At 65.0% G+C, this 500-nt stretch carries 1 protein-coding gene; it reads right to left on the bottom strand.

Annotation, left to right across the window (positions count from 1 at the left end; all coding sequences use genetic code 11):
* Nucleotides 1-37: 37 nt before the first annotated feature.
* A partial coding sequence (locus tag NE591_RS12310; protein ID WP_256156753.1) for a nitrogen fixation protein NifZ occupies nt 38-500 on the bottom strand: 463 nt, incomplete at its 5' end.

Raw genomic sequence — 500 nt, 5'->3', positions numbered from 1 at the left:
ACATGAAGGTGTTCAACGATCGCCAGCGCAAGATCGGCTATCCGGAAGTGCACTTCGATACCTTGGATATCGAACTGGGCGCCGGAGCTTTCACCGGCGCGGGTTCGGCTGCCTCGTCGGCAACGTCGCCGCTCGGCGCCTCCTCGTCGGTGTCGGGCTCTTCCAAAACCTCGGGATGCTCGGTTGCCCAGGCCTCCCAGGCAGCGTCGCGCTGAGCGTTCCATGATTCGGCGCAAGGCAGCTCCACGCGCACGGCCTCGGCGAAGGTGCCGTCGTTGCGCAGATTGCGAGCGGCGGTGACCCGTTCGGCTACGGCTTCATCGACGGCGCCTGCGCCCTGGGGCCGCACCGCGACGGTGAAAGCTCCGGCGCCCAGTTCGATATCCAAGGTATCGAAGTGCACTTCCGGATAGCCGATCTTGCGAACGTCGGCGATGAGCAGAGACTTGTCGATGACCACCGACTCCTGCACTGCTGTGGCGAACCCGTCGCGCCCGATG

It is taken from the genome of Adlercreutzia sp. DFI.6.23 (assembly GCF_024462535.1).
GTDB classification, from domain to species: domain Bacteria; phylum Actinomycetota; class Coriobacteriia; order Coriobacteriales; family Eggerthellaceae; genus Adlercreutzia; species Adlercreutzia rubneri.
The sequence above is the reverse complement of the archived record's forward strand: the minus strand, read 5'-3'. Positions and strand labels throughout refer to the sequence as shown.